This window comes from Acinetobacter sp. 1294243 (genome assembly GCF_000588015.1).
Classification (GTDB): Bacteria; Pseudomonadota; Gammaproteobacteria; order Pseudomonadales; family Moraxellaceae; genus Acinetobacter; species Acinetobacter pittii.
In genome coordinates this window covers 34655-61637 of sequence record NZ_JFXG01000005.1, presented here as the reverse complement: position 1 = coordinate 61637, position 26983 = coordinate 34655, and the positions used below count along the sequence as shown (strand labels likewise).

Sequence of the window (26983 nt, the reverse complement as noted above, 5' to 3'; positions counted from 1 at the left end):
AATTGTTTAGAATGTTATTGTGCAATACAAACTAATACAAATTTTAAAGATTTGTGCATAAAAGATTACGTGTTCAAGAAGGAACTCTTGCAGCATAAAAAAATTACAGCAAGGAGGAAGCAAGGATATGAATTCCATTATTCAAATGGATTCGGAGATCAACCAAGCTTATGCCGGTTTTGGCTTTTTCGATATCTACCATAGAGATAGTTTTAAACAACCTGCTCGTACAACATGGATTGACGGTTGGAAAATTGAATATATGGCAATTGCCGATCCTAAAACGATCCACAAAACGCCGATTGTGATTGTTGGTGGTGCTTTCCAGAATTTTAATTCTTATAAATATTGTGTTGAACAATTGTTTGAAAGTGGTCCGGTTATTTTAATTGACTTACCTTCAATGGGTGCAAATCAGCAAATTACCAATCGCGACACAGGAGTGTCTGCTGGTACTTTAGAACTTCCTGATTTATCTGAAATGTTAGGACGTTGGTTAGATATCGTTGGAATACAAAAAGTTTCTGTAATGGGAATGTCTTTAGGGTCCGTGATTGCCTCTTGTTTTGCTCATCAGCGCCCAGATTTGATGGATCGTATGATCTTGATGGGAGTTATGCAAAAGACTCGTAAAAGTTGGCGAATGATTTTGGAAGAATCCCTCAAACTCATGCAAGAAAACCGTATGGAAGAGTTTGGGCAAGCTGTAATTTTGTATTTAGTTAATCATGCAAAATTAGATAAAACTCGTATGTCGCCAACCGCTAAAAAGTTATTTTTTAGACAAATGGCCGAGTTTACGGGGACTGAGCGAGAACGTTATGAAATTAACTGTAACCGCCTTTTGCGATTAACAGATGTACCTATTCCAGAGTGCAAAACGCTGGTAGCAGCAGGGCAGTACGATAGTTTTACTTTGCCTCATGAAAATGCGAACTTTGCGTTGCAATGTCCAGATATGGAATTTGCACTTATTGCAAACGCTGATCATGTACCGCAACTCCAACGTCGTAAAGAAACCATGAGTTTGTTCACTTCATTTTTGAAGGGTGAATCTATCCAAAATCTGGATGGCATTATTCCTATGACACGTGAACAAATGCAAAACATGGAACGCCGTGGTGAAGAGCGAGTTCGGGTCTTGCAACCGAATACTCAACTGAGCCACCGTGAATGTAAAACAGAAGTGCCAGTGACGATTGTTGACGTGACTTTCTTTGGGATGTATTTAAAAATGGATGATGTTTCGCAACTTGATTTTGTGAATGACCATCCACGCGATTTGGCACTTCATTTAGAAGATGAAGAAGGTAGTTTTGCGATTGAGTGCTTAATTTTTGAAAGTACAGCGCAGGGTATTCGAGCTTTATTTAAACATGGTAGTTTTGAGCTTGCTGATCGGTTAAGCCGTTTTATTGCGCGTCAAAAACAAGCAGCTTAATAATATATTTATAGATGGGAGCTCGTTTATTTCGAGCTTCCATTTTTTTATATTTATTATTTTATTTGAGAATGAATAATCCAGACTAAATCGCCTAAATGCTCTTCATGGTTATCTTGAGAAACTTGCCCAAAGAATATTTGTGGCTGTTCAATAGTAACTTGCCCAAACTCTGTATCTTTAAAAAAGTCTTTAACCTCTTGTGGACTTTTGAAATGAAAACTAAATGAACTGCGAGACATGAGTTTAAGTAACTTACTACTATTCCAGATAATACTAGCAAGTTTGTTTTTAACTGGTTCAGGGTAGAGGTCTGTTAAATAGTGAAACTTTTTAAAAGTAACACCATAGTGGCCAATCGATTGGATCAATTGTTTTAATAAATTTTTATCAAAATAATTAATTAAACCTTCACTAATCACAACCAGTGGGCGGTTCGGGTCAAATACTTCAAATGCTTGTGCAAAAGCTTCTGTAAATAAATCAACTGATAAGATTTCAGGTGCATTTTTTTCAATTTGCTGTAACGCATTTTGTTTGGTTTGTGCCATATCGGGCAAATCAAGCTCCCGATAGGTAATAGAAGGGTAATGTTGTCTAAACCACCAGCCACGTGGCGACAAGCCACATGCTATTTCAAGCACCTGTAAATCAGGATTTTCTTGAATGAGGTGTTCTAAATGGTGATCAAGCATGGTGTGGCGTTGTTTGAGCGTCGTACGCATGCTACCGCCCACATATTTCTCTGCCCATGATTCTATCGGGTGAACTAAATATGCCAATGATTTGCCTTTGGTTGTGGCAAGTGCTTCATGAGAGATTCCCATTTGATACCAGATATAACCCGTATAGTGGGCTGTAAAAGAGATATGGCGGTGTTTTGAAAGTTGTTGTGTCATTCGTCCTGAACTCGATTTATTGTTTTTGTGTGATCTTCATTATTTATAAAAATGAAGAATTTTTACTGCATTGATGTTGAATGAACCTGCATGACGGAGTCCTGTGAATTAGGTTAGCATTTTGGGATGAACTTTCAGTTGGAGTTACTTTTCTTTCGGGAAAAGTAACCAAAACCTGAGGTACGAAAAGCAAAGATTGATTATCTTTGCCGTACCGTAAAACGAAAGCTATGCTTGAGTAAAATACTACGCACTTCGTTTGTCTTGCGCAATGCGAAAGCGCTAACGCTTTTGCATTGCTCAGGTTGCGTATGACTTAACCGCGTATCAGATAGTGAATAGGTTTTTGTAGCTAATTAAAATTTTTACTAACTTAAATCGAATTTTTAAACTCTTCAATGGCTGTTTTGACAGCTTGCCACTCGTTTCCAAGCGATAAGGTTTCACCAATTTGAATTTGTGGAATTTGGCCGCGCATGCGTTCTAAACGCTCTTGGTTTGGTAGCTCTAAATCTGTAATACCTTCAAGTGCTGTACAGGCTGCACTTCGGTCATTACATACCAGCCCCATGTCACACCCAGCCGCTAGAGCAGCTTGAATACGAGCATCTGCGCCACCTGCTACACATGCAGCCTGCATGCTTAAGTCATCAGAGAAAAGTACACCAATAAAATTCAAACGCTTGCGTAGAACTTCTTGAATCCAGAAAGGTGAAAAACCTGCCGGATTTGGATCAACTTGATCATAAATCACATGTGCAGGCATGAGTGCATCTAGCTGAGGCATAAGCTTAATGAAGCTTTGCATATCGTGGTTATAAATTTCGTCATAGCTACGGCTGTCGATTGCAGCAGCAACATGAGAGTCGGCTTTCACAGAACCGTGGCCTGGGAAATGTTTGCCCGTATTTGCCATTCCAGCTTTTTTCATGCCTTGCATAAATGCGCCTGCGAGTGGGGCAATATCTTCAATATTTTTAGAGAAGCCACGGTCGCCAATCACGTCACTAATTGCATTAAGATCTAAAACTGGTGCAAAACTAAAATCGATGCCGACTGCAAGCACTTCGGTTGCCATGAGCCAACCGCATTGCTCAGCCAGCTCAAGTGCTTTTTGAGGTTGAGTTAAATATAACTCCCCAAAACGACCCATGGCTGGTAATAATGTAAAACCTGATCTTAGGCGCTGAACTCGGCCACCTTCTTGGTCAACAGCAATCAAAATATCTGGGCGAATTTGACGCATATGGTCGGTTAAAGCACGCACTTGTTGTGGAGATTCAATATTTCGTGCAAATAAAATCATGCCACCGACTTGCGGAGCGCGTAATAGTTCAATATCTTCTTGAGTAAGTTCTGTGCCGGCGATGTCCAGCATCAATGCGCCAATCATATTGGTTCCATTTGAATTTTGATTGAAAAACAATAAGCGAATTTTGCAATGTTTTGCTACATTTTGTCAGTACAGAATATGATAAAACTACACGGTATAAACAATTTAGTTGGTTAAGATTTTGAATCTGCTTAGTTCATATCGAAAACAGAGCGTGTAAGATAGGAACACCCAAGGAAGTATTAAAAATTTATGAAACTTCAAACTATAGCTTGTGCAGTAGCGATCGCGACTGGCGGTTTATTCTTCTCTCATACGATGAATGAAGCGAGAGCGGCAACCAATACTGCTGCGGTTTCTCAATCAATCCAGCCAACGCAAGAACAGGCTTTGGTGGCTCGCCAACTGGCAACTTTAGTTGATCGTCAACATTATTTAAATATGCGTCTGGATGCGACCACATCAAATCGTATTCTGGATATGTATTTAGATAGTCTTGATCCAGATCACTCATTATTTCTAGATTCTGAAGTTCAAAATTATAAAAAACTATATGGTTCAAATTTTGGTGCTTCATTAAAAGCGGGGAATTTAACTGGACCGTTTGCAATTCATCAGCAATATCGTGAACGCTTAAAACAATTTTATGAGTTCATGTTAGCTGAGTTAAAACAACAGCAAAATTTAAAGCAGCCTAATAGTTATATTGAAGTTGATCGTGAAAAAGCACCGTATTTTAAAACGACTGCTGAGCAACAAAATCATTGGCGCAAAATGTTGGTTTCACAGTTAATCAACTTAACCATTAGCCGTGAAGAAGAGCAGGCGAAACAAAAAGCGCTTAAAGAAAATCCTTCACTTGCTGATGGTCAGGACTTAACTGGCCCAGAAGATTTAACGCCAGCTCAAACGTTAACTAAACGTTATACGCGTCAGCTTGAAAGAATTAGTCGTGTAAAAAGCGATGACGTCTTGGACAAAACATTAAATGCAATGTTGGCGACCTATGATCCACATAGTAACTATTACCCGCCAATTGATGCGATCGAACTTAATCGCCAAACTACCTTGCAACTAGAAGGTATTGGGGTGTCGATTCGTCCAGAACGTGGCAACGAAGATTACACCAAGATTGAAACCATTGTAGAAGGTGGTCCTGCAAGTAAGTCTGGTCAAGTGAAATCAGGAGATCGAATCATTGGTGTCGCCCAAGAAGGCGAGAAAATGATTGATGTGATTGGTTGGACAAGTTCTGAAATTGTTGGGCTTATTCGTGGTAAACGTGGAACGAAAGTCACATTAAAACTTCTTGGTGCTGGCGCATCAATGAGTCAGGCACGTAATGTGACCCTAGTACGTGATGTGATTCAAGAAGAAGATGCTGGTGTTCGTTCACGCACAGTTGAAGTGACACGTGATGGTAAAAAGCATGTGTTGGGCGTAATTGAAATTCCATCATTCTATTTTGACTATCGTTCACGTCGTGCGGGTAAACAATATCGTTCGGTTTCTGAAGATACTGCAAATGCTTTCGAAGCGCTAAAAGCGAAGAAAGTAGAAGGTATTATTATTGACTTACGTAATGACCCAGGTGGCTCATTAGAAGAAGTTGCACGTATGTTGGGACAGGTGATTAAGTCTGGTCCGGTTGTACAAATTCGTGATGGCAATGGCAACGTAAGCGTGTTTGAAGATAACGATGGTGGTCAGCAAATTTATACAGGTCCACTCGCTGTATTGGTGAACTTGGCATCGGCATCAGCAAGTGAGATTTACTCTGCTGCAATTCAAGATTATGAGCGCGGTATTATTATTGGTAGTACAACCACTGGTAAGGGTACAGCTCAGGTACAACTTGATACTCTGGCATATGGTCAAGCAACTTTAACTCAGCGTAAGTTCTATCGCATTACTGGCGGTAGTACACAAAATAAAGGTGTAGTGCCAGACATTAAACTCGTCGATATCTATAACGAAGAGTTTGGTGAGCGTAAATCGAAGAATGCATTGAAGTGGGACACAATTCCTACCGCACCATTTAAACGTGAAGGCTCTGTTCAACCTTATGTGACAAAGTTGTCTCAATTCTCTGAACAACGTGTTGCTAATGATGCTCAGTTTAAATATCTAAATAAACGTACTGCGATTGCTAAGATGACGAGTGATCAAAAACAAGTAGTACTTGATATTGATAAGCGCCGTGCTGAATTACTTGGTTTAGAGAAACAAACTTTAGATGCAGAGAATCAACGCCGTGCTGCAACGGGTCAAAAGCCTTTTGCAAACTGGGAAAGCTATCAAGCTTCATTAGATGCTCTAGCTGAATCTCGCGCTAAAATGAAAGCATCCCAACGTCCAGCGTTACCAGAAGAAGAAACTTTTGTGACTGAAGCTGCTAATGTACTCATGGATTATGCAAAATTGCAAAATCGCTAAGAGTTACTAGGCTTTAAGAAAAAAGCATGCTGTCATCAGTGTGCTTTTTTATTTTTCATGTCAGTAAACTGTCACGCATTTATCATCAAAATGTCAAAAAAACTGCTTAATCTTTAAGCATGAAAATAAATACATTGATGGATGGCGCTATGCAAAGTTCATACGCGACAGCACTATTAAAACAACAGCAACTTCCCGAAAGCTTCCAATTCTTTTTTAAACAAAAGCAGCAGCTATCTAATACGCATTCATTGCATGATTTGGTGCGCCCACGTTTAAAAATTGCGATTGTGACGGAAACTTGGCCACCCGAAATTAATGGTGTGGCACTTTCATTATTACAATTATGCCAAGGTTTACAAAAACAGGGGCATAAGATTTTACTGATTCGCCCAGAGCAAAAAGCAAAATGCCATGACTTTACACCAGAGCAAGAATGCTTGGTTATGTCGCAGGCGATTCCCAAGTATCCAACTTTACAATTTGGTTGGCCACAATATTTAAAAGTATCGAAAGCTTTTGAAAAGTTTGTCCCAGATGTCGTGCACATTGTGACTGAAGGGCCATTAGGTTTAACTGCCATGCAAGCTGCTAAGGCAAAAGCTATTCCTGTTTCGAGTGGCTTTCATTCACCATTTCAAGACTTTAGTCGATTCTTCGATTTGGCTTTTTTAGTCAAACCGATTCAAAAATATCTGTGTTGGTTTCACAATAACACTCATGTAACTTGTGTGCCGAGTAAAGATACTCAAGAAGCATTACGCGGTTTTGGTATTACTTGTCCACTGGTTGTCGTTGGGCGTGGCGTAGATACAACCAGATTTTCACCGAAGCATCGCTCTGAAAATTTGCGAAAACAATGGGATGCTGATGAGAATACACGCGTTATGCTTTATGTGGGGCGTTTGTCTCCCGAAAAAGAAGTACAAGTTCTCATTGAAAGTTATGCGAACCTGCAAACTATTCAGCCAAATAAAACTAAATTAGTAATTGTAGGAGATGGCCCAGATTTTGCTCGTTTAAAGTCACTACCTGAAGCGAAGGGTGTTATCTTTACTGGAAGTCTGAGAGGTCAAGATTTGGCGGCTGCCTATGCGAGTGCAGATGTATTCGTATTTGCGAGTCAAGTTGAAACGTTTGGTAACGTAGTTTTAGAGGCAATGGCAAGCGGTTTACCAGTTATAGCGTATGATTATGCATGTGCACATCAATACTTAACACATGGTGTGAATGGCTGGTTAAGCCCACTTGGACAAAAAAACCACTTTATACAACAAATTTATCAGCTTCCTTCAGTACAACAACTTAGAGAAATGGGCGTGCAAGCCTGTCATAAAGTACAGCAAAGCGGTTGGCAACTTCCGGTTCAGCAATTGGAGCAGGCATTTTATCAGGTAGTGAAGGAGCCCTCGTTGGACTTCACCTAAGTATCCTAAGATAGGAGAATGACCATGAAATTTAAGAATGCAAAAATAAAAATACTCGATTTAGATTTGAGAGGCTGTTTATATCTGAACAATTTCTCTCACTCACAGCGTGTTGCCCTTTTTTTCAAAATTATCAGTCGTGTTGGTGATGGTCCATTTTGGTATCTAATGTTGGCAATCGTGTGGGGTATGCAAGGCATTAACTATAGCTTGCAAATCATCTACTTGTTATTAGGTGGTTCTGTTGGCACAGCAATCTATAAATTTTTAAAACACAAAACAACGCGACCACGTCCTTATCAGGTGCATCAGGTGATTGTACTCGGTGAAAGACCACTTGATCACTTTAGTTTTCCATCAGGTCACACGCTTCATGCGGTCATGGTGACAATTGTATTGGGTTACATCCAGCCAGTTTTGCTTGCTGCCATGTTCCCATTTATGGTGCTTGTCGCTTTGTCTCGTATGGTACTGGGTCTTCATTACCCAAGTGATGTGATTGTTGGTGCGCTAATTGGTGCAGCGGTCGCGGCTACGATTATTTTTGTGGCGCCATTATTGAACATCGCTTTATAAGCATCGGTAATTTTTATCAGCTTAAGCTATCGATTAAGTTTGTGGATTTGCTAAAGTACACAGTTCGTGATTTAGCAGATTAAACAGATAGGAGCCGCTATGGGCTTACGTTGGACAGATACGATTGATATTGCCATTGAATTGTCAGAAGCACATCCAGAAGTTGATCCGCAATGGATCCGTTTTACCGATTTACATGCATGGGTGTGCGCATTGCCAGACTTTAGTGATGACCCAAATAAATCGACAGAAGGATTGCTAGAAGGCATTCAGATGGCCTGGATAGACGAAGTTCGCTAAAAACAGTAGAAAAAATCGCAACTTTTACACATTCAAAGCTGATTATTGCCTATGACATCGGTATAATGCGGCAAATTTTTTAAAGTTTAAATCTTAAAATAAAGGAGCCACTCATGGCTATTGAACGTACTTTGTCTATCGTAAAACCTGATGCAGTGTCTAAAAACCACATCGGTGAAATTTTTGCTCGTTTTGAAAAAGCGGGTTTAAAAATTGTTGCGACTAAAATGAAACACCTTTCTCAAGCTGATGCTGAAGGTTTCTATGCTGAGCATAAAGAACGTGGTTTCTTTGGTGACTTAGTTGCATTCATGACTTCTGGTCCAGTTGTAGTATCTGTTCTTGAAGGCGAAAATGCAGTTCTTGCACACCGTGAAATCTTAGGCGCTACAAACCCTAAAGAAGCGGCTCCTGGTACGATTCGTGCTGACTTCGCTGTAAGCATCGACGAAAACGCTGCTCACGGTTCTGACTCAGTTGCTTCTGCAGAGCGTGAAATTGCTTACTTCTTTGCTGACAACGAGATCTGCCCACGCACTCGTTAATCGAAAGCATTCAAACCAGATAAGTGGTATACTACTTATCTGGTTTTTTTATTCTCTTAAGAGAATATTGTTTGATTCTTGAACAACATCTTCAGTTTTTTGACATGGTTTAGGTAAATACACATGAGTTCTGCAGTGGTCGTTTCATCTGAAAATCTTGATGGACAGCAGCAATCTTCGTCCACGCCAGCATCGCCTGCTGCCGAAAAAGTGAATTTACTCGGCATGTCACGTGCTGAATTAGAAAAATTCTTTGAAGATATTGGTGAGAAAAAGTTTCGTGCCGGTCAGGTTATGAAATGGATTCATCAATACTTTGTTACTGATTTTGCTGAAATGACTAATATTTCAGGCAAATTGCGTGCAAAGCTTGAACAAATTTGTGAAATTAAAGCTCCTGAAGTGGTACACCGTCATTATTCAAAAGACGGAACACGTAAATGGGTGTTTCGCGTAGGTGAAGGTTCTGGCTCTTTAGTAGAAACTGTATTAATTCCTGCCGAAGATAAAACAGGTTCACGAAAAACTTTGTGTATTTCTTCACAAGTGGGCTGCGCATTGGACTGCTCATTTTGTTCAACAGGTAAGCAAGGTTTTCAGCGCGATTTAACGCCAGATGAAATTATTGGGCAACTTTGGATGGCAAACTATTCCTATATGGAAGAAGTGCCTGTTGCTGAGCGCGAGCGTTCAGTGACTAATGTCGTGATGATGGGGATGGGTGAGCCATTGCTCAACTACGATGCTGTATTAAGCTCAATGCACATTATGCTCGATGACTTTGCTTATGGTATGTCAAAACGTCGTGTGACTTTGTCAACGTCAGGTGTTGTGCCAAAAATTGACCAACTTGCAAAAGATATTGATGTTGCTTTAGCAATTTCCCTACATGCGCCAAATGATGAATTGCGTAATGAACTTGTGCCTATTAATAAAAAATATCCATTGGCTCAGTTGATTGCGGCATGTCAGCGTTATATTGCAAAAGATGGTAATGAAAGCGCGCGTAAACATGTGACCATTGAATATGTCATGTTAGAAGGTGTGAACGACCAACCTGAACATGCACAGCAGTTGCTTAAATTACTTAAAAACTTACCAAGTAAAATTAACTTGATTCCATTTAATCCGTTCCCTCATGCGCCATATGGACGCTCAAGTCGAAATCGTATCATCTCTTTCCAAAAAACTTTGTCTGATGCAGGATTTGTGTGTACGATTCGTCAAACACGTGGCGATGATATTGATGCCGCATGTGGACAATTGGTCGGCCAAGTTGCTGACCGTACGCGTCGTGCTGAGCAGTGGCAAAAGAAAGTGGCTCAACGACAAGAGATTTTACGTACACAAGGATAATATTGAGGGCAGACTTTGAGTACTCCGAAGTTGAAGATCATGTTATGTATGGGGGTTGCTGTTGCACTTTTGGCAAGTGGTTGCCAGACTTCGCAAACGGTTAAAAAGGACCCGGAAAAAGCAGTAAAAGTGCGTACGCAGCTTGCTGCCGAATACATTCGTTCTGGTGACTTGGATTCTGCAAAGCGTTCTCTTGACCAAGCGTTAAGTGTCGATAGTCGTGATGCAACGGCAAATATGATGATGGGTATTTTATTGCAACAAGAAGGCAGTAAACCCAATTTAGAAAAAGCGGAACATTACTTTAAGCGTGCAATTTCGTCTGAACCAGACAATGCTCAGGCACGTAATAATTATGGTACGTATTTGTACCAAATGGAGCGTTATAATGATGCTATTGAGCAATTTCGTATTGCTGGTGCAACATTAGGTTATGACCAACGTTACCAGGCTTTAGAAAATCTGGGGCGAATTTATTTAAAACTAGGCGATATTGCGAGTGCTGAAAAAACATTCAAACAAGCACTTCTTGCTAACCGCGACTCTTACATTTCAATGTTAGAGTTAGCAGAAATTTTTTATTTGCAGCAGCAGATTCCGGCTGCTACACAAATGTATGAACAATATGTTCGTACAGTGGGGCAGAAAAATCAGGGTGCACGCGCACTTTGGATTGGTTTAAGAGTGGCTCGAGCCAATGCGGATAAAATGGGAATGCAAGTTTTAGTAAACCAGTTACGTGCTTTATTCCCGGAAAGTCCAGAATATCAACGTTATTTGCAATTACAGTATAGTACTGAGGCCGTATGGAAATAAATCCTAATTCACAGCAGCCAACTGGCTCAAGCTTACCGACTTCTGCTTTAGGAAATATTCAACGTCCTGGTGAGTATTTACGTCAAATTCGTGTTTCTCAGAAAAAAGAATTAGAGCAAGTATCTTCAGATTTAAATATGCCGCTGAAAACGCTCAATGCGTTAGAGCAAGACGACTATAAATCTTTGCCAGAAGCGACTTTTATCAAAGGCTATTATCGTTCTTATGCGAAGTATTTAAATACTGATGCAACTGCAATTATCCAGCGTTTTGATGAGATTTATGCAAACGATACTGGGCTTTTGCCAAATCATGCTTTAAACAACTCACCAATTAAAATCATGGGTAAATTACCGGGTTCTAATAGTGATCGTAACAAAAAATGGTTAAAGCGCGCACTGCTTGCAATTTTGATTATTGCTGTCGTGTCATTAATTGTGATGGGTGTCCAAAAATGGACCTCAAACAAAGAAGATGCTGAGCTGCCAAAAGCAAATCAGTCTAATGTTGAAGTTTTACCTATGAAAGGGAACACCTCTGCAACAGTGGGTGACCAATTGGTGTTAAACTTTAACCGTCCAACTTCTGTTCATATTGTAGATGCAACAGGGAAGGTTTTAGCGACGGGTCGTCAGGCATCGACTTTAACCTTAAATGGTGAGTCTCCATTCCAGATTCGTCTTGATGATGCAACGGCTGTGTCATTAAGTCTAAACCAAGAACAGATTTCATTGTCTCCATATACGGTAAACGGTAAAGCTGAATTCCGTTTATCCCGCTAATACCATGAGTTGAGCGATACAATGATAGAGAACCCAATTAAACGTCGACCAACACGTAAAATCCGTGTTGGTTCGGTCTATGTCGGTGGCGATGCACCTATTAGTGTGCAAAGTATGACAAATACCGAAACTTGCGATGTTGACGCAACTGTGGCTCAGATTGAGCGCTGTGTTGATGCAGGTGCAGATATTATGCGTGTTTCAGTGCCTTCTATGGAAGCTGCTGAAGCCTTTGGTGCAATCCGTAAGCGTGTTTCAGTTCCATTAGTTGCTGATATCCATTTTGACCATAGAATTGCTTTGGCAGTTGCAGATTATGGCGCGGACTGCTTGCGTATTAACCCGGGCAATATCGGTTCAGACCAGAAAGTTCGTGAAGTTGTGGCTGCGGCACGTCATCATGGCATTTCTATGCGTATTGGCGTGAACGCGGGTTCTCTAGAAAAAGATTTACAGAAAAAATATGGCGAGCCTACAGGGCAGGCACTTCTTGAGTCAGCTTTACGTCATATTGATATTTTAGACCGTCTTGACTTCCATGAGTTTAAAGTCAGCGTAAAAGCATCGAATGTGTTTTTAACCATGGATGCTTATCGTTTGCTTTCACAACAAATTGATAATCCATTGCACTTGGGTGTAACCGAGGCTGGTATTTACCGTACAGGTACTGTGAAATCAGCGATTGCTCTTGGTGGGTTATTAATGGAAGGCATTGGCGATACGATGCGTATTTCGCTTGCTGCTGAACCGGAAGATGAAATCAAGATTGGTTTTGATATCTTAAAATCACTAGGGCTTCGTTCTAACGGGATTAACTTTATTGCTTGCCCAAGTTGTTCTCGCCAAGAATTTAATGTTATTCAGGTAATGCAAGCATTGGAAGAGCGGTTAGAAGATATTCGTACTCCAATGGATGTGTCGGTAATTGGTTGTAAAGTAAACGGCCCGGGTGAAGCAAAAGAAGCTGACATCGGGGTTGTTGGGGCTGCGCCTCGCTCATTGGTTTATCGTAATGGTGAAAAAAGCCATTTAATCGATACCGATCAATTGGTTGATGAAATCGAAACTATGGTTCGTCAACGTGTCCAAGAGCTTGAAGAAGCTAAATCTAAAGAAATTATTCGTAGTTCATCATGAGTTCAATCGTCGCAATCAAAGGTTTTAATGACATCTTGCCAACGCAAACAGTAGCGTGGAGACGTCTCGAGCAACATTTAGCATCTTTAATGGATGCTTATGGATATCAACAAATTCGTTTGCCGATCGTTGAACAAACGGGCTTGTTTAAACGTGCTATTGGTGATGCTACCGATATTGTTGAAAAAGAAATGTATACCTTTTTTGACAAAGGCAATCCACCAGAGTCATTAACCTTACGTCCGGAAGGTACAGCAGGTTGTGTTCGTGCATTGGTTGAACATAATTTGTTGCGCGGTGCTACGCCACGCGTGTGGTATATGGGACCTATGTTCCGTTATGAGAAGCCACAAAAAGGACGTTACCGCCAGTTCCACCAGTTTGGCGTGGAAACTTTCGGTGTTGCGACTCCTGATATTGATGCTGAATTGATTATGTTGACCGCTCGTTTATGGAAACGTATGGGCGTTGCTGATAAGGTTCAGCTTGAGTTAAATACTTTGGGCGAAACTGAAGAGCGTACAGAGTATCGTAATGCTTTAGTTGCGTTTTTAAACGAGCATAAAGATGCGTTGGATGAAGACTCACAGCGTCGTTTAACAACGAATCCATTACGTATTTTGGATTCTAAAATTGAATCTACTCAGAAAATTTTAGAAAATGCGCCAAAATTACATGACTTCTTGAAAGAAGAAAGTTTGGATCATTTTAAGCAGTTACAAGATTATTTGACAGCTGCTGGCATCCAATTTGTCATTAATCAAAAATTGGTGCGTGGTCTGGATTACTACAATAAAACCGTTTTTGAATGGACAACTACCGCTTTAGGTTCGCAAGGTACTGTATGTGCTGGTGGTCGCTACGACGGTTTAGTTGGTCAGCTAAAAGGTAAGGCCGATCAATCTGTACCTGCTGTTGGTTTTGCAATGGGTATGGAGCGTTTATTGCTTCTACTTGAGCAGGTTGAACAAGCTCAAGTTATTCGTGATTGTGAAGTATTCTTGGTTGCAGAGCCTGCTTATCAAACTAAAGCTTTGATTTTAGCAGAACAATTACGTGACCAGTTAGAAGCTGCAAATAGCAGTATTCGAATCAAAACAGGTTCACAAGGCAGTATGAAGAGTCAGATGAAAAAAGCTGATCAGGCTGGGGCTGTTTACGCCATGATTTTAGGTGAGCGTGAATGGGAAGCACAGCAGCTTGCTATCAAAGAGTTAGCAACAGCTGAGCAGTCACAAGTTGCACTGGCTGAGCTTGTACCATTCTTAATCGAAAAATTTACAAAATAAACTGAAACATCTGGAAAAGGACAATCACATGAGTGTAAGTGATGAAGAACAATTCGACAGCTTAAAGTCGTTCGCCAAAAAATATGGTTCTGCCATGATTAGCGGGATTCTCATTGCATTGATTGCCTTTTTTGGGTGGGAATATTGGCAAAAAAGAAATCTTGCGAGCAGCCAGACAGAAACTGCAAAAGTACAGCAGTTAATGGATGAGGCAAATGCAAGTGCTGATAATCCTAATGCTTTAACTTCGGTCACTGCATCGGCAGATAAAATCGTAAAAGATGATATCGATTCTGTTCAGGCGATACAGACTCAGTTTGTATTAGCAAAATTAGCCTATGAAAAACAAGACTATGCTGCTGCTGAAAAAGCATTGAAGAAAGTCGAAAATTCAAAAGTAAAAGATGAAGGTTTGATTCAGGTTGTAAAATTGCGTTTAGCAGATGCACAATTGGCGCAAAACAAATATGATGAAGCACTAAAAACCTTGTCTGGTAACGTCGATCCTGCATTTAAAGCAACAGTAGAAGAGTTACGTGGTGATATCTTTGTTGCCAAGAAAGATATTGATTCTGCTAAAAAAGCGTATCAGGCAGCATGGGATTCGTTACTGGAACGTAAACAAGAACGACAAATTTTACAAATTAAACTCGAAAGTGTTGGCGTTTTAGTTGAAGATCCACAGATTGAGCGCCCAATTTTGGAAACACAGGTGGAAGAGTCTTAATGAATCAGAAATTCAAACTGCCTTTGGCAATTGCAATCGCATCAGCTGTACTGGTGGGATGTTCTAGCAACAAAGTAAAAGAAGCAAAACCAAATCCACTACCGAAATTGACTGAGTCGAAAAAGACTCTAGTACCCGTGTTTTCGCGCAGTGTTTCTTCTACTGATAAGGCAGATCCGTTACGTTTGCAGCTTGACGCAAGTGAGGGCGTGGTCTTTACGCTTGACCCAAAAGGTGAAGTCGCTGCATATCGTGGTAAGCAGCGTCTTTGGGAGAAAAAAGTCAGCAAATTAGGCTTGAGCTCTGGTGTTGAAGCTGCTGAAGGAATTGTTGTTGTTGGTAATAGTAAAGGTCAACTTTTTGCTTTAGATCAGGCAACAGGTGAACAAAAGTGGACTGCGCAGTTATCTGGTGCACTATTAAGTCCTTCTTTAGTTCAGTCTGGACGCGTTATTACCATTGCTAATGATGGTACTGTATTTGCGCATGATGCTGGGTCAGGCCAACAAGTTTGGGCTTATAAATTACCAAATGTCCAATTTAGTTTACGTGGTCAGGCGTCACCGGTGAGTCTTGACCCGCGTACCGTATTAATCGCATCTGCGAATGCGTATGTTTATGCAATTGATACGATTAGTGGTATTCCACGTTTCCAACGTCGTGTTGCGGTAAGTGAAGGTCGTTCTGATATTCAACGTTTGATTGATATCGATGGTGATCCTACTGTTGCTGGACAGTTTATGGTAACTACAAGTTTCCAAGGACAAGTGACTGTAACTGATCTAGCTTCTCAACGTGTAGTTTGGAGTGAAGACTCAAGCAGCACGAAGCGTCCAGAAGTTTATGACAATAAAGTATTTGTTTCATCAACTGATGGTAAGTTAACTGCTTATGATTTAACGACAGGCGAACAAGTTTGGCAAAATGATAGTTTATTAAACCGTCATTTAAGTAACTCTGTTGTGTTGGGATCGGACCTTATTGTTGGTGATTTAGATGGCGTATTACATCTTGTTGATCCTGCAACAGGTAAGTTGATTGGTCGTTCAAAAACAAGTGGTGAGGTCAATACATTACGTGTTATTGAGAACCAACTTTACGTTTCGACCAGAAAAGGCGATTTAAGTATTTGGCAGAATCGTTAATTTCATTTGCTTGTGCTAAAATAGCCGCTTAACAAATTACGCTGTTAAAAAAATATCGGGGTGTTTGAATTAAATCAGTTCAAAGCCCCGTCTTTTATTATGGTCATATCTGACCTTAAAATATATCTCCTGTATTGTTTCTAATGCTCATGCCATGAGATATGGCTGGGCTTGAATTAAGGTTATTGTATGAAACCCGTTATTGCGCTCATTGGTCGTCCGAATGTCGGAAAATCAACGTTATTTAACCAGATTACCAAGAGTCGTGATGCACTTGTAGCCGACTTCGCGGGTCTGACTCGTGACCGTAAATATGGTGATGCGACTTATCAAAATAAGTCTTTCATTGTTGTTGATACTGGTGGTATCGGTGAGAGCGAAGGCGGTATTGATAACTACATGGCCGAGCAGTCAAAAACAGCGATCAATGAAGCAGATATTATTATTTTTGTGGTTGACGCTCGTGCTGGGTTGTTAGCTTCTGATGAACAAATTGCTCGTGAACTACGTACTTTAGGCAAGAAAATTTATCTTGTTGCGAACAAGGTAGATGGTGTTCATGCTGAAGCAGCTTTGGTTGAGTTCTATAAACTTGGTATGGGTGAACCATTACAAGTTGCCGCTAGCCATGGTCGTGGCGTACAGCAAATGCTGGAAGATGTACTTGCGGAAGTTCCAGAAGATGAAAATCCTGAAGAACATGACAAAGATACTGGCTTACGTTTAGCAATTATTGGTCGTCCTAACGTTGGTAAGTCAACACTGGTCAACCGTTTGCTTGGTGAAGACCGTGTGGTGGCATTTGACCAACCAGGTACAACGCGTGACTCGATTTACATTCCTTTTGAGCGTGAAGGCCGTAAATACACTTTAATTGATACAGCAGGTGTGCGTCGTAAAGGTAAGGTTGATGAAATGATTGAGAAGTTCTCAATTGTTAAAACTTTGCAAGCAATGAAAGATGCACATGTTGTCGTAGTTGTAGTCGATGCGCGTGAAGGTATTGTTGAGCAAGACTTGCATTTAATTGGCTATGCGCTTGAAGCGGGCCGTGCCATGGTTATTGCCATCAACAAATGGGATAACATGTCTGAATACGACCGCAAGCAATGTAAGCTTGATGTTGAACGCCGTTTTGACTTTATTCCATGGGCAAAAATCCATTTAATTTCTGCTTTACATGGAACTGGGGTGGGTGATTTATATCCTTCTATCCACCGTGCTTATGAGTCTGCGAACTTAAAAGTATCACCAGCTAAATTGACTCAAATTTTGAGTGATGCGACAGAAGCTCATCAACCACCAATGATTAGCGGTCGTCGTATTAAAATGCGTTATGCACATATGGGTGGACAGAACCCACCGACCATCGTGATTCATGGTAATAAGGTTGATAAGACACCTGCCGATTATCGCCGTTATTTAGAAAACGTGTTCCGTAAAGTGTATAAACTCGAAGGTACACCAGTTCGTATTGACTTTAAAACTTCTGAAAACCCGTTTGAAGGTCGTAAGAGTCAGGTTGATGAACGTACTGCTGCACGTCGCCGTCGTTATATTCAGAAATTTAAGAAAGCAGAGAAAAAATTTAACCGTTAAGTTTTTTACTGTTCAAAAACCCAAAGTTTTCTTTGGGTTTTTTATTACATGGTTTAATAAGTTATTGGTATTTTTTATATTAGCTTTAGTCCCTCATGGGATGGATTTAGAAAGATGAATGATAGGAAAATTGAAGTTTATATAGGAAAGCTCAATGAGTTTTTAAAACAAGAACAACAAAACTTTCCAGACTTCCGTTCATTTAATCATTATAAAAAACAACAAATACAGAGTGTCAGAAATCGACTGATTGCAGAGAAACTCCAACTCACGTCAATGGAATTGGAGTTTGCCAAGCATGAACATGGTAAACCTTATTTATTGAATCACACTTTGCATTTTAATCACTCACATAGCCAACAATACTACGCTTTAGCCATGAGCGAACAAGTTAAAGATATTGGGGTAGATGCTGAGGAACTGGATCGAAATGTACGCTTAGATGCTTTAGCAAAACATGCCTTTCATCCCGATGAATATGAAACATGGCTAAGCTTAGAACAAGATAGAGAATATTGGTTCAAAGTCTGGACCACAAAAGAAGCCGTTTTAAAAGCTTCAGGATTAGGTATACGTTTAGATTTAAATACGTTAAATACTCAGGCACATCCTACCGATCATGGTGGAGTCTGTTCTCACCTACTTAATGGGACATTTGCTTATCAGAATTTTATTGTTGGCAATATGATATTAACCGTGGCATGGCGTTCAGAGTTATCTTGCCGTGGTTTTCAGTTTCCATCTATTCAGCTTCACTCGCTTGATCGTTAATAATATAAATAGCACACATAAAAAAACCGCGTATTACGCGGTTTTTTTATTAAAAGGGAAAGCTAAAATATTAAGCTTGACCTTCAACAGCAGCAGCTTGAGCACGTTGCATGTTAGCTTCGAACTCTGCATCAAAGTTGATTGGAGTAAGAAGTAACTGTGGGAAGCTACCTTTAGTTACTAAATCATTTACAGCTTCACGTAAGAACGGGAACAAAATATTTGGGCAGTATGCGCCTAAAATATAAGGTAAACGCTCTTCTTCAATGTTGTCGATCAAGAAAATACCTGATTGAGTTACATCTACAATGAACGCTGTTTCATTGTCGTTATCGGCTTTTTCCACAAATTTTAAAAAAAATTCAAAATGAGTCGGGGGAATCTTTTCTGCAGCAGAAGAAAGATTGATATTAAGTTCAGGTTGCCATTGTTTAGTAAAAACCTGCGCCCCAGGAACCTCAAAAGAAATATCTTTTGTATAAATACGCTCTAAAGCTAATTGTGGTTGAACTTGTTGTTCTTCGCTCATTGTTTTTTCCTTAATATGGATGCGATGTTACGCCAATAATTCGTCGAGTTTACCTTCACGCTCTAAAGCATAAAGTTGGTCAAAACCACCGATAAACTGATCGTTAATGAAAATTTGTGGGACAGTACGATGATTTGTGCGTTGCATTAATTCAATACGTACTTCTGGTGCTTCAACAGAAAGATTTACTTCTTTATAAGCAACACCTTTACGCTCAAGTAACTGTTTAGCACGAACACAATACGGGCATACAGAAGTTGAGTAAACAATGACATTTGCAGCCATGATAATTCTCCTTAAGCTTTTGGTTTGCTTTTAACAAGAGGTAAGCCTTGTGCTTTCCAGTTACTGATACCACCATCAAGACGATAGCTATCGTGGTGAGCAACTTTTTGCAAAGCACTTCCAGCAACTTGCCCCAAGTTGCAAATAAATACCAGTGGGCGGTCACTTGCTTTTAATTCGTCAGCATGACTTGCGATTTGGCTATACGGAATATTGCGACTGCCACTAATGTGACCTTCGCGGAAATCTTTGCTATCGCGTAAGTCAATCAAAAGAGCATTTTTCGCTTTCACTAAAATACCAAGCGACTGTGGAGAAATTTTACGACCATTACGTTGACCTTCAAAAATGAAGAACAACACGATCAAGACTCCGAGCGTACCAAACAAAATGGGGTGATTCCCCATAAACTCTAACCAGCGTTCCACAAGTCACCTAAAAAAATTAAAAAACAAAATTGACCTAGAGTATAGCGTATATAGATGGTGATCAAAATCACCACTTCAAGGGCAAATAGGGCAGAAAATCAGTTTTTTTGCTGCGCTTCTTGAATCTCATCGATTAAACGCAAAAAGCTATCTACACGTCGTGGCAAAATTTCACCTGCTTCAACGGCTTGTTTAAGCCCACAATTCTTTTCATGAGTATGTGTGCAATTACGGAATTGGCAAGATCCTAGATGTGCTGCAATGTCTGGAAAGCCCATACGAATTTTTTCTAAATCGAGATGCCAAAGTCCAAACTCACGAATTCCCGGAGAATCAATTAAGGCACCATTTTTACCGAAGTTGATTAAGCGTGTAGAGGTTGTTGTGTGTTGTCCAAGTGCAGAGTTTTCAGAAATAACATTAGTTTTTTGCTCTGCATCTGGAATGAGCACATTAATTAAAGAGCTTTTTCCTACGCCTGATTGCCCTACAAATGCTACGGTTTCACCATCTAAACGCTCAGATAAAGCCGAGATATCTCCCTTCTTAGACTGACAAATCATCACCTCATAACCCAAGGTTTTATATTCTTCTAATAGGGTAAGAATTGGGTCATTTTCAGTGAGTAAATCAGACTTGTTGAGGACCAAAAGAGCAGGAATGTTTGCATCTGCACAAGCAACTAAATATCGATCAATTAACGTTGGAGCTGGTTCAGGAAGTGGTGAAAATACAATCACAATCAAACTGATATTCGCGGCCACTGGTTTAACTTTGTGATAGCGGTCAGGGCGGGTAAGTAAAGACGTACGTGGGTGAATGGCTGTAATAATGCCTAAACCCGTATTTGGATCTGCCTGCCATTTAACACGATCACCAGTTACAAGTAACTCAAGATTAGTTCGAGTATGGCAACGCCAAACGCTATTGAGTTCGATCGGCTTCCAGAATGGTTCTGGTTCTCCTTCGGCAACTTGTGGTCTTTCTGGGTGATGCTCAGGTACAGAGAGGGCTTGTACTTCAAGTTGACGGCCATAGTGTTGTACAACGAGTCCATCTAGATCCTGTGAAGTATCGATCTCTTCTTGGCGAGTTTTATGCTGTTTTTCAATACGACGTTGCTGTTGTTCAGTTAAACGACGCTTACGAATTAAAGCCATTCATATCCCAAAAAAACCATTGTTTGAAGACCGCAAAAATAGCATGAAGCAGCTATAGAATTACAGCGCGGAAGCAAGAAATTTGCTACTATTGATGTTTTTACGGCATTTTAGAACGTACATTCATGAGCAGTACTTTAAATACACGATTAATTTGGATTGATCTGGAAATGACCGGATTAGATACCGATAATGACCAAATTATTGAAATCGCAACAATTATTACAGATGATCATTTAAATGTACTTGCCGAAGGTCCAGTTTTGGCTATTCATCAACCTGATCGTATTTTAAATGCAATGGATGAATGGAACACTCGTCAACATGGGCAGTCTGGACTGATTGAACGAGTCCGTCGCAGTAAGTTAACAGCCCGTGATGCTGAGTTACAAACTTTAGAATTCCTAAAAAAATGGGTGAATCCAAAAGTTTCACCAATGTGCGGTAACTCAATCTGTCAGGATCGTCGTTTCTTACACCGTCTTATGCCTGAACTTGAGCAGTATTTCCATTATCGTAATCTTGATGTATCTACGGTAAAAGAGCTTTCAAAACGCTGGCGCCCTGAAATTATGAGTGGCTTGAAAAAGAATGCATCACATTTGGCAATGGATGATATTCGTGACTCAATTTCAGAGTTGAAATATTACCGCGAATACTTCTTTATCATGAATACAGATGGTAAAGATTGATTGTGTTGTTGATGTGATATGAAAGGGAGGCTATTGCCTCCTTTTTTATTACTTAAAGGACATTGTTACAATAATGCCGATTGCTTAATTTGGCTTTCATATTCATTTTGCTTAAAATGATGTTTTAAATTTTTATTATAAAAAGAGAGCATTTATGCAAAGTAATAACCCGATACTGACGCGTGTTGAAACGGTCAGTGACTATAGTCAACCGATGACTGTGCAAGGTGCGATTCAAAAATCTGTTATGTTGACGGTCATTGCAGCTGCGGTGGGTGTCGCTTTATTTTTCTATGCAGCCTTTACTGCAAATTTTGGTATTGCTTACGCGGCTTCAATTGTGGGTGCAATTGGTGGCTTGGTTTTAGCTTTAATTACAACGTTTAAGCCAACGACTGCGCCAACATTGGCAATTCCGTATGCCTTATTTGAAGGGGCTTTTTTAGGTGGTATTTCGTTTACTTTCCAGTTGAAATACCCAGGTGTTCCACTTCAGGCTTTATTAGCAACCTTTGTCACCACTTTGGTGATGTTTGGTTTATATAAATTCCAAATTATCCGCGCAACTGAAAAGTTCAAGTCAGTTGTAATCTCTGCATCTTTGGCAATTTTTATTGTATTTATTGTGCAGATGGTCATGCGTTTAGCATTTGGTTCAAGCGTTCCTTATATTTTTGAAAGTAACTGGTTAGGTATTGGTTTTGCTGCATTTGTAGCGGTAATCGCTTCACTTAATCTGATTTTAGATTTTGATTTAATCGAAACTAATGCAGCGTATCGTGCACCAAAATTCATGGAATGGTTGTGTGGTATTGCATTACTGGCAACTTTAGTGTGGATGTATATTTCTTTCTTACGCTTACTTGGCTTATTATCTGACGACTAAGATTGAATTCATCTAGAAGTCGCTCCTCATCAGGAGCGATTTTTTTCGTGCGATTTTTGAAAAAAGATGCATTATGCAATTTCGAAAACCGCCGAATATTGGCATTATGCTTGAAATTGTTTTGAGTGAGATCGGCATGACACAAGGACTTTTAGCAGGTAAGCGCTTTTTGATTGCAGGCGTTGCTAGTAAATTATCAATTGCTTTTGGTATTGCCCAAGCATTACACCGTGAAGGTGCAGAGCTTGCGTTTACTTATCCAAACGAAAAATTAAAAAAACGTGTGGATGAATTTGCTGAGCAATTCGGTTCTAAGCTTGTGTTTCCATGTGATGTTGCTGTTGATGCTGAAATTGATAATGCATTTGCAGAACTTGCAAAACATTGGGATGGTGTAGACGGTGTTGTACACTCAATTGGCTTTGCACCTGCACATACACTTGACGGTGACTTCACTGACGTGACTGACCGTGAAGGTTTTAAAGTTGCTCATGACATCAGTGCATACAGCTTTGTTGCAATGGCACGTGCTGCAAAACCTCTATTACAAGCTCGTCAAGGTTGTTTATTAACTTTGACTTACCAAGGTTCTGAGCGCGTTATGCCTAACTACAACGTAATGGGTATGGCAAAAGCTTCTTTAGAAGCTGGTGTTCGCTATTTAGCATCAAGCTTAGGTGTTGACGGTATTCGTGTAAACGCGATTTCTGCGGGCCCAATCCGTACTTTAGCTGCTTCTGGTATTAAATCTTTCCGTAAAATGTTAGATGCCAATGAAAAAGTTGCGCCATTAAAACGTAATGTAACCATTGAAGAAGTTGGTAACGCCGCATTATTCCTATGCTCACCTTGGGCTTCAGGTATTACTGGTGAAATTCTATATGTAGATGCTGGTTTCAATACTGTAGGTATGAGCCAATCTATGATGGATGACGAATAAGTTTTAAAATTTATTTAGCCATTAAAAAAAGCCGTAGTTGAAGGACTACGGCTTTTTTAATGGGCGCAAGTTATTGCGGCAGTTCTTTTACAGGGGAACCACCTAAAGCTTGCATGAGGGTGACATAAGCATTGTATTGGCTTTGCTTGGTTTCAACGAGGCTTAAGCGAGCAGTACGTGTGGTTTGCTGTGCATCGAGAAGAGTCTTTAATGCAACAGCACCATAGCGATAACGGACTTCGGTTAAACGTTCAGTTTTTTCTGCAAGTTCAACATTACGTTCTTGTAACGCTACTTGTTTGTCGAGTTCTGTACGACTCGATAAAGCATTTTCGACATCAGCAAAAGCCTGATAAAGCGTTTGACGATACTGAATAATTGCTTTTTCATAATCCAGATTGCTAATCGCGATATCTTTCTTCATATCGTTATATTGCAAAAACGGTAAGCTTAAACTTGCACCAAGCGTGAGGGCAGGGTTACGTAATAACTCCGTTAACGATGTGCTGCTTGAGCCTAGACTGCTGGTTAAGCTAATCGAAGGGTAGTAGCTCGCCTTAGTAGCATCTTTAGTTGCTAATGCTTTTCTTAAGCGGAGCTCACTTGCTTGCAAATCAGGGCGGCGCGATAAAATATCGGCAGGTAAGCCAGCACCAATTGCAGGCAGAGCAGTGCGTGGTAAACGCTTTGGCTCTTGAATATTTAATTGCTGCAATGGTTCATGCAATAACACCGCAATGGCTGTGCGAGTTTCAACCAGTTGTTGTTCAATCTGGCTTAAACTCGCTTTCTGGCTTTGTACTGATTGTTCTGCTTGAGTCAGATCTACACCTGAAACGGCACCAGCTTTATATTGAATCTGTACCAAGTCATAAAGCTTTTGAGAGGTTGCTAGACTTTGCTGTGCGGTTGTATAACGTTCATTTAAATAACCCAGTTGCCAATAAAGTTTGGCAGTAGTTGCAATTAAACTTTGTCCCGTAGCTTGTAAGTCTTGTTCTGTCGCTAAAGCTTCCCATTTACTTGCTTCGGTTTGGCGGGCAAGCTTGCCAAACAAATCAAGCTCATAGCTTACCCCAGCACTCATGGAAAGACCTTTAGCACTGTCATCTCCCGAATTTAAATCGAAAGAATGTCCTGTAGAAACACTAGAACTGGTACGTAAGCCTTGTTTGTTAGCGGTTAAGTCAGCTTGTAGACGGGCTTGCTTTAGAGCAATACCTGCAACTGCTAAATCACTATTACGTTCTAATACACTACTTACAAGTTGATTGAGCTGTGCATCGTTAAAGAGTGTCCACCAACGGTCAGAATATTGATTGGCAGACATGTTTTTTGCTTTTGCTGTGTCATATTGAAAGCTACCCGGAACTTGTACCGCAGGCGTTTCATAAGGTGTTTTTACTACAGCTGCACATCCTACAAGAGAACCTGTGAGAAGAAGTGCTGTGCTGAGTTTAGTCGTAGAGAAAGACATGCAATTTTCCTTATTCTCGAGAGAGTGCGGCAACAGGGTCAAGTTTCGCGGCATTCTTAGCAGGCAAGAAACCGAATACGACACCAATCAGTGTTGAACAGACAAATGCTGCAATAATAGAAGTGCTTGAATAAGCCACGCTAAAGTTACCGCCAGCAAATTTATTAATAAGTTGTCCAAGGCCAAGCGATAGTAAGACGCCAAGCACACCACCAATTAAACACACCAAAATTGCTTCAATTAGGAATTGCTGCAGAATATCACTTTGACGCGCACCGACGGCCATACGTACACCAATTTCTTGAGTACGTTCGGTCACCGAAACCAACATAATATTCATTACCCCGATACCACCAACGACCAATGAAATTACGGCAATTGCTGAAACCAGAAGGGTCATTGTGCTGGTTGTTTTCTCGATGGTTTGGCGGATACTGTCACTGTTCATAGTGAAAATATCTTGTGCACCATGGCGCTGGGTTAATAGATTTACAATCGCATTTTCTGCGGCAGCAGTTGAATATTTGTCATTAATACGAACCACAATATTGCGAACATGGGTTTGCCCCAACATACGGCTCATCACGGTTGTATAAGGCATATAGACATTTAAAGTGTCATCTGAGCCCATGCCACTCGTTTGCGGTTCTACAATGCCAATAATACGAGCAGGTACACTACCGAGCAGTACGACTTGACCGATAGGGTTGGTACCGTCACTAAAAAATTGTTTTTGAGTATTGGTATCAATGACCACATCCTGTGAGCGATCACGAACACTACGTTGATCAAAAGTTTGTCCATCTTTAAAGACCAAACCTTTCACATCGAAATAATCGTTACTTACACCATTAATGGTCGCGTTTGCTTCATTTTGTTGGTAACGCATGGTTTTGGATGTGCTGACGATTGGGCTGACTGCACTAACATACGGTTGAGTCATTAACGCATCGGCATCGGCAGGCACCAAGGTTTTAAAACTTGCAGTTTTAGAGTTATCACCAAAACCACGACCCTGAAATACCGTAATCGTATTTGTTCCCAGACTACTAATATTACTTAAAATTTGCTGTTGAGAGCCTTTACCTAATGCGACCACCGTAACAACCGAAGCAATACCAATAATAATCCCCAGCATGGTTAAAAAAGTACGCATGCGGTGGGCATTCATAGACAGTAAAGCCATTTGGAAGGCTTCTGATAAACGGTCTAAAGTAGAACGCCATGCAGAAATACTTTTGCCTTTCTTCTGTTTACCTTGTAAAGCAGGCGCCGCATCAGGATCAGTCTTGATTGGTTCAGCTGCTTGATCTGGAACATTAGGGCGGTCACTAATAATCTCTCCGTCACTAATCTCGATAATGCGAGTCGCATTTTTTGCAACTTGCATATCATGGGTGACTAAAATAATAGTGTGACCTGCGGCATTGAGTTCACGCAAAATACGCATCACCTCAACACCACTATGAGAGTCAAGTGCCCCCGTCGGTTCATCTGCCAGAATAACGTCACCGCCATTCATCAGCGCACGGGCAATAGAAACACGTTGCTGCTGACCACCAGAAAGTTGGCTTGGTCTATTGAGTGTTTTTGTGCCCAACCCTAATTCAGTCAGTAGAGCGGTTGCACGTTGTTTACGCTCAGAAGGCGTAACACCAGCATAAACAGCTGGAACTTCTACGTTACCTTCGGCAGATAAGTCGCCCAGTAAGTGATAGCGCTGGAAAATAAAACCAAAATATTCACGGCGTAGTCGAGCCAGCTGATCTGGCTCAAGTTTACCTGTTTCTTGTCCATTAACCTTATAACTACCACTCGTAGGTCGGTCCAAACACCCCAAAATATTCATGAGGGTCGATTTGCCGGAACCCGACTGGCCGACAATGGCAACCAGTTCACCTTCGTAAATGGTCAGGTCAATACCTTTTAAAATTTGTATCGTGCTTTCGCCAGCAGGGAATTCCCGGACTAGATTGCTGACTTCAAGCAAAGCTTGTTTTGTCATGC

General features: G+C 40.6%; 26 protein-coding genes. 18 read left to right on the top strand and 8 right to left on the bottom strand.

Going from position 1 to position 26983, the window contains the following annotated elements:
• Positions 1-127 precede the first annotated feature (127 nt).
• Positions 128-1441: an alpha/beta fold hydrolase gene (locus J655_RS12095; RefSeq protein WP_032005602.1), complete on the top strand. Its 1314-nt coding sequence runs from the start codon at positions 128-130 to the stop codon at positions 1439-1441.
• 56 nt (positions 1442-1497) lie between these two features.
• Here the strand turns inward: J655_RS12095 and J655_RS12090 are convergent, their stop codons facing one another.
• Together J655_RS12090 and nagZ are read right to left on the bottom strand one after the other, a co-directional pair.
• Complete coding sequence (locus J655_RS12090) at positions 1498-2340, bottom strand: class I SAM-dependent methyltransferase (protein WP_032005601.1); 843 nt, start codon at positions 2338-2340, stop codon at positions 1498-1500.
• Between the two features lie 373 nt (positions 2341-2713).
• Positions 2714-3733 carry a beta-N-acetylhexosaminidase gene (nagZ, locus tag J655_RS12085; protein WP_032005600.1) on the bottom strand — a complete coding sequence of 340 codons (1020 nt, stop codon included), beginning with the start codon at positions 3731-3733 and terminating at the stop codon, positions 2714-2716.
• 192 nt (positions 3734-3925) lie between these two features.
• Between nagZ and J655_RS12080 the strand changes: the two genes are divergently transcribed.
• The 14 genes from J655_RS12080 to J655_RS12015 all read left to right on the top strand — a co-directional run bounded on the left by J655_RS12080 (position 3926) and on the right by J655_RS12015 (position 18579).
• A complete protein-coding gene (locus J655_RS12080) occupies positions 3926-6109 on the top strand; it encodes a carboxy terminal-processing peptidase (protein WP_032005599.1) in 2184 nt (727 codons plus the stop codon).
• A 137-nt stretch (positions 6110-6246) separates the two neighbouring features.
• Complete coding sequence (locus tag J655_RS12075; RefSeq protein ID WP_081032067.1) at positions 6247-7536, top strand: glycosyltransferase family 4 protein; 1290 nt, start codon at positions 6247-6249, stop codon at positions 7534-7536.
• Positions 7537-7560: 24 nt separating this feature from the next.
• On the top strand, positions 7561-8112 hold the full coding sequence (locus tag J655_RS12070) for a phosphatase PAP2 family protein (protein WP_005066176.1): 552 nt from the start codon (positions 7561-7563) through the stop codon (positions 8110-8112).
• A 99-nt stretch (positions 8113-8211) separates the two neighbouring features.
• A complete protein-coding gene (iscX, locus tag J655_RS12065; protein WP_004698764.1) occupies positions 8212-8412 on the top strand; it encodes a Fe-S cluster assembly protein IscX in 201 nt (66 codons plus the stop codon).
• Between the two features lie 113 nt (positions 8413-8525).
• On the top strand, positions 8526-8957 hold the full coding sequence (gene ndk, locus J655_RS12060; protein WP_000963851.1) for a nucleoside-diphosphate kinase: 432 nt from the start codon (positions 8526-8528) through the stop codon (positions 8955-8957).
• Between the two features lie 123 nt (positions 8958-9080).
• Positions 9081-10313: a 23S rRNA (adenine(2503)-C(2))-methyltransferase RlmN gene (rlmN, locus tag J655_RS12055; RefSeq protein WP_000093084.1), complete on the top strand. Its 1233-nt coding sequence runs from the start codon at positions 9081-9083 to the stop codon at positions 10311-10313.
• Between the two features lie 15 nt (positions 10314-10328).
• Positions 10329-11129: a type IV pilus biogenesis/stability protein PilW gene (gene pilW, locus J655_RS12050; RefSeq protein ID WP_004738086.1), complete on the top strand. Its 801-nt coding sequence runs from the start codon at positions 10329-10331 to the stop codon at positions 11127-11129.
• Complete coding sequence (locus tag J655_RS12045) at positions 11120-11911, top strand: helix-turn-helix domain-containing protein (protein WP_000405163.1); 792 nt, start codon at positions 11120-11122, stop codon at positions 11909-11911. Before pilW ends, J655_RS12045 begins: the two co-directional genes overlap by 10 nt.
• Before the next feature lie 21 nt (positions 11912-11932).
• Positions 11933-13048, top strand: a complete 1116-nt coding sequence (gene ispG, locus J655_RS12040) for a flavodoxin-dependent (E)-4-hydroxy-3-methylbut-2-enyl-diphosphate synthase (RefSeq protein ID WP_004698760.1) — start codon at positions 11933-11935, stop codon at positions 13046-13048.
• Complete coding sequence (gene hisS / locus J655_RS12035) at positions 13045-14337, top strand: histidine--tRNA ligase (protein WP_032005186.1); 1293 nt, start codon at positions 13045-13047, stop codon at positions 14335-14337. Before ispG ends, hisS begins: the two co-directional genes overlap by 4 nt.
• Positions 14338-14365: 28 nt before the next feature.
• Positions 14366-15064 (top strand): YfgM family protein, encoded by a 699-nt coding sequence (locus J655_RS12030; RefSeq protein WP_017398816.1) that lies wholly within the window; start codon positions 14366-14368, stop codon positions 15062-15064.
• Positions 15064-16209: an outer membrane protein assembly factor BamB gene (bamB, locus tag J655_RS12025; RefSeq protein ID WP_032005597.1), complete on the top strand. Its 1146-nt coding sequence runs from the start codon at positions 15064-15066 to the stop codon at positions 16207-16209. The genes J655_RS12030 and bamB overlap by 1 nt, the downstream gene beginning before the upstream one ends.
• Positions 16210-16398: 189 nt before the next feature.
• A complete protein-coding gene (gene der / locus J655_RS12020; RefSeq protein WP_005066184.1) occupies positions 16399-17808 on the top strand; it encodes a ribosome biogenesis GTPase Der in 1410 nt (469 codons plus the stop codon).
• 114 nt (positions 17809-17922) lie between these two features.
• Positions 17923-18579 carry a 4'-phosphopantetheinyl transferase family protein gene (locus tag J655_RS12015; RefSeq protein ID WP_032052420.1) on the top strand — a complete coding sequence of 219 codons (657 nt, stop codon included), beginning with the start codon at positions 17923-17925 and terminating at the stop codon, positions 18577-18579.
• Between the two features lie 70 nt (positions 18580-18649).
• On the opposite strand, the gene secB is transcribed toward J655_RS12015, so the two are convergent.
• The 4 genes from secB to rsgA form a co-directional block, all read right to left on the bottom strand.
• Complete coding sequence (secB, locus tag J655_RS12010; protein ID WP_032052419.1) at positions 18650-19108, bottom strand: protein-export chaperone SecB; 459 nt, start codon at positions 19106-19108, stop codon at positions 18650-18652.
• A 27-nt stretch (positions 19109-19135) separates the two neighbouring features.
• Entirely contained in the window at positions 19136-19393 is a 258-nt protein-coding gene (grxC, locus tag J655_RS12005; protein ID WP_032005595.1) for a glutaredoxin 3, read from the bottom strand.
• Between the two features lie 11 nt (positions 19394-19404).
• Positions 19405-19821, bottom strand: coding sequence for a rhodanese-like domain-containing protein (locus J655_RS12000; protein ID WP_000443006.1), 417 nt, complete (start codon positions 19819-19821; stop codon positions 19405-19407).
• A gap of 98 nt (positions 19822-19919) precedes the next feature.
• The gene (gene rsgA / locus J655_RS11995) at positions 19920-20981 is read right to left on the bottom strand and encodes a ribosome small subunit-dependent GTPase A (protein WP_032052417.1); all 1062 of its coding nucleotides are present in this window, start codon (positions 20979-20981) and stop codon (positions 19920-19922) included.
• A 125-nt stretch (positions 20982-21106) separates the two neighbouring features.
• Here rsgA and orn point away from each other — a divergent pair, with 125 nt between their 5' ends.
• From orn to J655_RS11980, 3 genes are all read left to right on the top strand, one after another.
• Complete coding sequence (gene orn, locus J655_RS11990) at positions 21107-21673, top strand: oligoribonuclease (RefSeq protein ID WP_000099436.1); 567 nt, start codon at positions 21107-21109, stop codon at positions 21671-21673.
• A 154-nt stretch (positions 21674-21827) separates the two neighbouring features.
• Positions 21828-22559 carry a Bax inhibitor-1/YccA family membrane protein gene (locus J655_RS11985; RefSeq protein WP_032005592.1) on the top strand — a complete coding sequence of 244 codons (732 nt, stop codon included), beginning with the start codon at positions 21828-21830 and terminating at the stop codon, positions 22557-22559.
• A 136-nt stretch (positions 22560-22695) separates the two neighbouring features.
• Positions 22696-23499, top strand: a complete 804-nt coding sequence (locus J655_RS11980; RefSeq protein ID WP_031944198.1) for an enoyl-ACP reductase FabI — start codon at positions 22696-22698, stop codon at positions 23497-23499.
• 70 nt (positions 23500-23569) lie between these two features.
• Here J655_RS11980 and J655_RS11975 read toward each other — a convergent pair whose 3' ends face one another.
• Positions 23570-24976: an efflux transporter outer membrane subunit gene (locus tag J655_RS11975; protein WP_032052416.1), complete on the bottom strand. Its 1407-nt coding sequence runs from the start codon at positions 24974-24976 to the stop codon at positions 23570-23572.
• 10 nt (positions 24977-24986) lie between these two features.
• Positions 24987-26981 carry a MacB family efflux pump subunit gene (locus tag J655_RS11970; RefSeq protein WP_017385757.1) on the bottom strand — a complete coding sequence of 665 codons (1995 nt, stop codon included), beginning with the start codon at positions 26979-26981 and terminating at the stop codon, positions 24987-24989.
• Between the last annotated feature and the right edge of the window lie 2 nt (positions 26982-26983).

What these genes read in the sequence shown, in the direction of transcription:
- J655_RS12095 (WP_032005602.1), top strand. Translation starts at nt 128, where the DNA reads ATGAATTCCATTATTCAAATGGATTCGGAGATCAACCAAGCTTATGCC.
- J655_RS12090 (WP_032005601.1), bottom strand. Translation starts at nt 2,340, where the DNA reads ATGACACAACAACTTTCAAAACACCGCCATATCTCTTTTACAGCCCAC.
- nagZ (WP_032005600.1), bottom strand. Translation starts at nt 3,733, where the DNA reads ATGATTGGCGCATTGATGCTGGACATCGCCGGCACAGAACTTACTCAA.
- J655_RS12080 (WP_032005599.1), top strand. Translation starts at nt 3,926, where the DNA reads ATGAAACTTCAAACTATAGCTTGTGCAGTAGCGATCGCGACTGGCGGT.
- J655_RS12075 (WP_081032067.1), top strand. Translation starts at nt 6,247, where the DNA reads ATGGATGGCGCTATGCAAAGTTCATACGCGACAGCACTATTAAAACAA.
- J655_RS12070 (WP_005066176.1), top strand. Translation starts at nt 7,561, where the DNA reads ATGAAATTTAAGAATGCAAAAATAAAAATACTCGATTTAGATTTGAGA.
- iscX (WP_004698764.1), top strand. Translation starts at nt 8,212, where the DNA reads ATGGGCTTACGTTGGACAGATACGATTGATATTGCCATTGAATTGTCA.
- ndk (WP_000963851.1), top strand. Translation starts at nt 8,526, where the DNA reads ATGGCTATTGAACGTACTTTGTCTATCGTAAAACCTGATGCAGTGTCT.
- rlmN (WP_000093084.1), top strand. Translation starts at nt 9,081, where the DNA reads ATGAGTTCTGCAGTGGTCGTTTCATCTGAAAATCTTGATGGACAGCAG.
- J655_RS12045 (WP_000405163.1), top strand. Translation starts at nt 11,120, where the DNA reads ATGGAAATAAATCCTAATTCACAGCAGCCAACTGGCTCAAGCTTACCG.
- ispG (WP_004698760.1), top strand. Translation starts at nt 11,933, where the DNA reads ATGATAGAGAACCCAATTAAACGTCGACCAACACGTAAAATCCGTGTT.
- hisS (WP_032005186.1), top strand. Translation starts at nt 13,045, where the DNA reads ATGAGTTCAATCGTCGCAATCAAAGGTTTTAATGACATCTTGCCAACG.
- J655_RS12030 (WP_017398816.1), top strand. Translation starts at nt 14,366, where the DNA reads ATGAGTGTAAGTGATGAAGAACAATTCGACAGCTTAAAGTCGTTCGCC.
- bamB (WP_032005597.1), top strand. Translation starts at nt 15,064, where the DNA reads ATGAATCAGAAATTCAAACTGCCTTTGGCAATTGCAATCGCATCAGCT.
- der (WP_005066184.1), top strand. Translation starts at nt 16,399, where the DNA reads ATGAAACCCGTTATTGCGCTCATTGGTCGTCCGAATGTCGGAAAATCA.
- J655_RS12015 (WP_032052420.1), top strand. Translation starts at nt 17,923, where the DNA reads ATGAATGATAGGAAAATTGAAGTTTATATAGGAAAGCTCAATGAGTTT.
- secB (WP_032052419.1), bottom strand. Translation starts at nt 19,108, where the DNA reads ATGAGCGAAGAACAACAAGTTCAACCACAATTAGCTTTAGAGCGTATT.
- grxC (WP_032005595.1), bottom strand. Translation starts at nt 19,393, where the DNA reads ATGGCTGCAAATGTCATTGTTTACTCAACTTCTGTATGCCCGTATTGT.
- rsgA (WP_032052417.1), bottom strand. Translation starts at nt 20,981, where the DNA reads ATGGCTTTAATTCGTAAGCGTCGTTTAACTGAACAACAGCAACGTCGT.
- orn (WP_000099436.1), top strand. Translation starts at nt 21,107, where the DNA reads ATGAGCAGTACTTTAAATACACGATTAATTTGGATTGATCTGGAAATG.
- J655_RS11985 (WP_032005592.1), top strand. Translation starts at nt 21,828, where the DNA reads ATGCAAAGTAATAACCCGATACTGACGCGTGTTGAAACGGTCAGTGAC.
- J655_RS11980 (WP_031944198.1), top strand. Translation starts at nt 22,696, where the DNA reads ATGACACAAGGACTTTTAGCAGGTAAGCGCTTTTTGATTGCAGGCGTT.
- J655_RS11975 (WP_032052416.1), bottom strand. Translation starts at nt 24,976, where the DNA reads ATGTCTTTCTCTACGACTAAACTCAGCACAGCACTTCTTCTCACAGGT.
- J655_RS11970 (WP_017385757.1), bottom strand. Translation starts at nt 26,981, where the DNA reads ATGACAAAACAAGCTTTGCTTGAAGTCAGCAATCTAGTCCGGGAATTC.